We start from the raw sequence: 5,266 nt of genomic DNA, 5'->3' as shown, positions 1-5,266 counted from the left end.
CGCCCAGCCCGCGCGACACCAGCGAGGCCACCCCCGTGAGCACGCCCGGCAGCGCCAGCCCGCCCGGCGACGCCAGGTAGCGCGGCGCCCAGTCCGGACGGAACTTCTCCTTGTACTGGCGCAGCCCCTGGAAGTTGTAGAAGTGCTCGCCGTGGCGGAACACGAGCGCACCCAGCCGGTTCCACACCGGCGCGAGCGTGCGCTCCTCGAAGCCGCTGAAGGGCGCCATGCCCAGGTTGAAGCGCTGGAAGCCCTGCTGCCGGCCCCACAGCATCAGCGACGTGAAGAGGAAGTCCATCGCGCCGTGCGGGCTGCCCGGCTGGTAGCGCATGAGGTCCACGCTCAATTCCTCCCGCGTCTCCGGGGCCCACACGTTGGCGAAGCCCGTGAGGACGCCGTCCCGGCGCACCAGCGCCACCGGCCCCTGCTCCAGGTAGCGCGGGGAGAACCACCCCAGGCTGAAGCCCTTCTCGCGCGTGTGCTTCTCCGCGAGCCACGCATCGGAGATGGCTTGCAGTTGGGGCAGCAGCTCCGGCACCGCCTCGGCGGGCTTCACCTCGAAGGTCCAGCCCTCGCGCTCCATGCGGCGCACGCCGTGGCGCAGGTTCCTTCGCTCCGCGCCCTCCAGGCTGAAGTCCTGGAGCGGAACGGTGGCCTCCTCGCCCAGCTTGAGCAGCGTCAGCCCCAGGTCCAGGTAGCGCGGCAGCGCGCCCGGGCCCACCTGGTAGAAACACGCCCAGCCGTGGTGCCGGTCCGCCAGCTCGCGGAAGCGCCACGCCAGCTCCGTCGCGGCGTCCGGTGGACCCACCGGGTCCCCCATGGACACCCACGCGCGTCCGGCCACGCCGTACATGAGGAACGCGGTGCCCGCGTCGTCGAGCAGCAGGGACTTGTCACCCACCAGCGCCAGGAAGGCCATGGACTCGGGCGCGTGGGCCACCAGTGGGCGCACCCGCTGGAGTTCCTCCGGGGTCGGGGGGTGCACGCGGGGTCCCGCCGGCCGCAGGAGCGCGGCCAGTCCCACCACCACCGTCATGCCCAGCACGCCCACGCTGGCGCGCAGGAAGCGCGGCGCATCGCCGGAGAAGGTGAAGCGCCACCAGAGGTCATGGCTGTATTCGACGTGCCGGTAGGAGAAGAACCCCAGCCACACCGACGCGCCCACCACCGCCACCGTGGCCAGCAGCCACCCGGGGCTGAAGGCCTCCGCGAACAACGACGTGTGCCGGTAGAACTGCTGATGGAACGGCGCCAGCGCGGCGGCCAGGACGAGCAGCAGCGTCGCCTCCTCGTAGTCCACGCCCTTCACCACGGAGAAGACCGCGCCCGCCACCAGCAGCACCTGCGTCAGCACGTAGGCGGCATCCAGGCGCCGCTGGAGCCCCCGCGCGAGCAGCAGCAGCGCCAGGCCCACCAGGCTCCCCAACAGGTGGGACACCTCCAGGAACGGCAGCGGCACCATCCGGCGCAGCACCGCCAGCCGGTCGGCCTCCGCTGGCGTCGCCCCGGAGAACAGCAGCACCGTGCCCGCCACGAACGCCACCGCCGACGCGGCCCACGGCACCACCGGCGCGAACGAGCCGTGCACCACCTTCGCCAGCCGCGTCAGGTGGTGGCGGCGCTGAAGCAGCTCATTGCCCGCCAGGAGCAGCGCCGCCACGGTGAAGGGCAACAGGTAGTAGACGAGCCGGTACACCAGCAGCACCCCCACCACCTGGGGCGCGGGCACCCGGGGCGTGAGCGCGGACAGCATCACCGTCTCGAAGACCCCCAGGCCCGCGGGCACCTGGCTGGCGATGCCCGCGAGCTGGGCCAGCGCGAACAGCGCGGTGAGCGAAGGCAGCGACACGCCACTGTCCGCGGGCAGGAGCACCCACAGCACCGCCGCCGCCAGCACCCAGTCCCCGCACGACACCCCCAGCTGCGCCAGCGCCCGCGCGGGCGTCGGCAGCCTCCACTCCAGTCCGCGCACGCGCAGGGGCTGGCGCACGACGGCGCACGCCACGAAGTAGCCCGCGATCAGCAGCCACAGCGCCGCGCCCACGACGTGCGCCACCGGCGTGGACAGGGACAGCACCCCGCCGCCTCCCACCACGAGCGACGTGCCGGTGACGGCGGCCAGGCCCAGCCAGAAGGTGAGCGCGTTGAACGCCGACACCCGCGCGACGTCCAGCGCGGTGAGCCCCCACCCTGAATACAGCCGGTAGCGCACCGACCCGCCGCTCAGGAACGACGCGCCCAGGTTGTGGCCGAAGGCATAGCCCACGAACGACGTGAACCCCACGCGCGGATAGGGAATCCGGTGGCCCGAGTGCCCCAGCGCCAGCACGTCGTACAGCGTGAGGGCCACGTAGTTCACGACCGTCACGGCCAGCGCCAGGAGGATGCGTCCCGTCGTCACGGCCGCGAAACCCGCGCTCACGTCCTCGCGGCGGAAATGCGACAGCTCGCGGTGCAGCACGTAGGCCGCGATGCCCAGCAGCACCAGCGGCAGCACGGTGGTGAGGATTCTTTGAAGCTTCGACATGCCCCGGTCTCCCAGGGACAGACACAGCATCCTGCGTGCCATGGCTCGCGGGAGGGAGGCGCCGGGGCAGTCCTCCGCCCGGAATGCCCCACGCGGGGCATTGCGCCCCACCCTTCCGGGAGGGCCTGCCAGGCGTCCTGCATCAACGGCGCCCTCGAGGGCTCCCTTGTCTGTGATGGACCCGAAGGCTGGATTTCATTGTGTTCAGTCAACCCTTCTCCCAATGGCTTTCACCGGGAACCGGGGTTCATCCACTCACTCCCGCCGAGGTCGGCTCCAACCTGGGAGGATGTCGGACCCGGCACATCCTGTTGAGTCTCGAACGCATTCCTGTAACATCCGGATGTTTCCCAATCGCCGACACCCCAGCCAGACGTGACTTCCTGATTCACCAAGGCTTTCCGGCATTCCCTGACAAGAGACACCCCCGTGTCATATCCAGACAAAGCAGTTCTCCCGGTCCCGCCGGACGTGGGCACCGTTGCGCCTGCCGTGCGGGTTGAAGCGCCCTGGCTCACGGAGCGGGTGTCGTCCCGGGCCCTGGCGGCGCCTGAAAGCCTGGCGTTGGCGGGCGACGGCGAACGGCTGACGTATGGCGAACTGGAGGCGCGGGCGGACGCGCTGGCGGGGCAACTCCAGGCGTTGGGGGTAGGGCCAGAGGACCGGGTGGGGGTGTGCGCGAGCCGAGGCTCCGAGCTGCTCATCGCGCTGCTGGGCACGCTCAAGGCAGGCGGCGTCTATGTGCCGTTGGATGGCACGTGGCCGGCGGAGCGGCTGGGGAACGTGCTGGAGGACGCGGGCATCCGGGTGCTCGTGCTCGACTCGCGACAGGCCCCGCTGCCGGGTCAGGGGAACCGGCGCACCGTCACCATCGACCGTTCGGAGGCGCTGGCCCAGGGCGACAGGACCCGCGCGACGCCAGGGGTGGCGCTCACGCCGGAGCGCCTCGCGTACATCATCTATACGTCCGGGACGACGGGGCGTCCCAAGGGCGTGGCCGTCACCCACGGAGCGGTTCGGCACTTCGCGGAGGCGTTCCTGCGCGAGTTCGCGCTGACGTCCGACGACCGCGTGTCGTTCCTCGCCTCCCCCGCGTTCGACGCCTCCGTGCTGGAGGTGTGGCCCGCGCTCTCCGCGGGCGCCAGCCTCCACGTCGCGGACGACGCCGTGCGCCTGGTGCCGGAGCGCCTCCAGCAGTGGCTGGTGCAGCGGGCCATCCACGTCTGCTTCGTCACCACCGCGCTGGGCGAACAGCTCGCTTCGCTGCCCTGGCCCGCGGCCCCGGCCCTGCGCGCGCTGCTCACCGGTGGCGAAGCCCTGCGCGTCCGTCCTCACGCGACCGCGCCGTTCACCCTCTTCAACTGCTACGGCCCCACGGAGACGGCCGTCTTCGTGACGCGTGAGCGGGTCCTCGCGGAGGGCTCCACCTTGCCGTCCATCGGCAGGCCCTTGGACGGCGTGTCCATCCACCTGCTGGACGCGGCGCTGCGGCCGGTGACGCCCGGGGAGCCGGGGGCCCTCTTCATTGGTGGGGCGACGCTGGCGCGCGGCTACCTGGACGACCCTTCGCACACGGCGCACCAGTTCCTGCCGGACCCGTTCAGCCCCGTGCCGGGCGCGCGGATGTACCGCACCGGGGACCTGGCCCGGCTGCGCGAGGACGGCGCGCTGGAGTTCCTGGGCCGCGCGGATCATCAGGTGAAGCTGCGTGGCTTCCGCGTCGAGTTGGAGGAGATCGACGCGGCCCTGGCCCGCCTCCCGGAGGTCCGCGCGAGCGTGACCCTCGTGCGCGAGGATGCGGGCACCGAACGCCGGCTGGTCTCCTACGTGGTCGCGCGAGGAACCGTCACGCCCGCGGCGCTGCGCCAGGGCCTGCGCGCTTCGCTTCCAGAGCCGTGGGTTCCCTCCGCGTTCGTGTTCCTGGAGGCCCTGCCGCTCAAGGCCTCCGGCAAGGTGGACCGCGCCGCCCTGCCCGTCCCCGAAGCCGCGCCACGATCTGCCTCCGCCACCGAAGAGCTCACGCCCACCGAAGCGCGCCTGCTTCCGGTATGGCGCCAGGTGCTGCGGTTGGAGGCCATTGGCCGGGATGAGCACTTCATGGACCTGGGCGGGCACTCGCTGCTCGCCGCCCGGCTGGCGACGGAGCTGCACCGCGAGCTGGGCCGGGACGTGCCCCTGCGCGCCGTGCTGGAGACAGGGACGCTGGCGGCGCTGGCCCGCTGGCTGGACGCCGAGCCTGCTTCTCCGCTGCCGCCTGTCATCCGCGCGCCGGACGCGGACGGCCCGCTGTCGTTCGCGCAGGAACGGCTGTGGATCATCGACCAGCTCGTCGACGACGCCGCGCTCTACAACACGTCCGTGCGCCTGCACTTCCACGGGCCGCTCGACGTCGCCGTGCTGGAGCGAGCCCTCACCGAAGTGCTGCGCCGCCACGAGGTGCTGCGGACGGGCTTCGTCGCCCGGGACGGACAACCGCGCCTCCACGTCGTCGCCCCGGGTCCCTTCCCGTTGACGGTGTTGGACCTGGAAGGCGCCGCGGATGCGGCGGCCATCGCCCATGCGCGTGAGCAGTCCCAGGCGCTCCAGCCCTTCGACCTGCGCCAGCCGCCGCTGCTGCGTGGCCTGTTGCTGCGGTGGGATGCCCGCCGCGTCCATCTACTGCTGACCGCGCACCACGCCATCTTCGATGGTGGCTCCGTGGACCTGCTGCTCCGGGAGCTGGAGGCGCTCTACCCCGCC

General features: G+C 71.9%; 2 protein-coding genes. One reads left to right on the top strand and one right to left on the bottom strand.

The window, feature by feature from the left end; genetic code table 11:
* A partial coding sequence (gene mprF, locus D7X32_RS43070; RefSeq protein WP_120608289.1) for a bifunctional lysylphosphatidylglycerol flippase/synthetase MprF occupies positions 1–2,527 on the bottom strand: 2,527 nt, incomplete at its 3' end.
* A 525-nt stretch (positions 2,528–3,052) separates the two neighbouring features.
* On the opposite strand from mprF, the gene D7X32_RS43065 reads away from it, so the two are divergent.
* Positions 3,053–5,266, top strand: a 2,214-nt coding sequence (locus D7X32_RS43065; protein ID WP_120608288.1) for a non-ribosomal peptide synthetase, incomplete at its 3' end; no start/stop codon positions are given.

The sequence above is a fragment of the Corallococcus carmarthensis genome, from assembly GCF_003611695.1.
Classification (GTDB): domain Bacteria; phylum Myxococcota; class Myxococcia; order Myxococcales; family Myxococcaceae; genus Corallococcus; species Corallococcus carmarthensis.
Note: the sequence above shows the minus strand (reverse complement) of the source record. Positions and strands in the feature narration are given on the sequence as shown.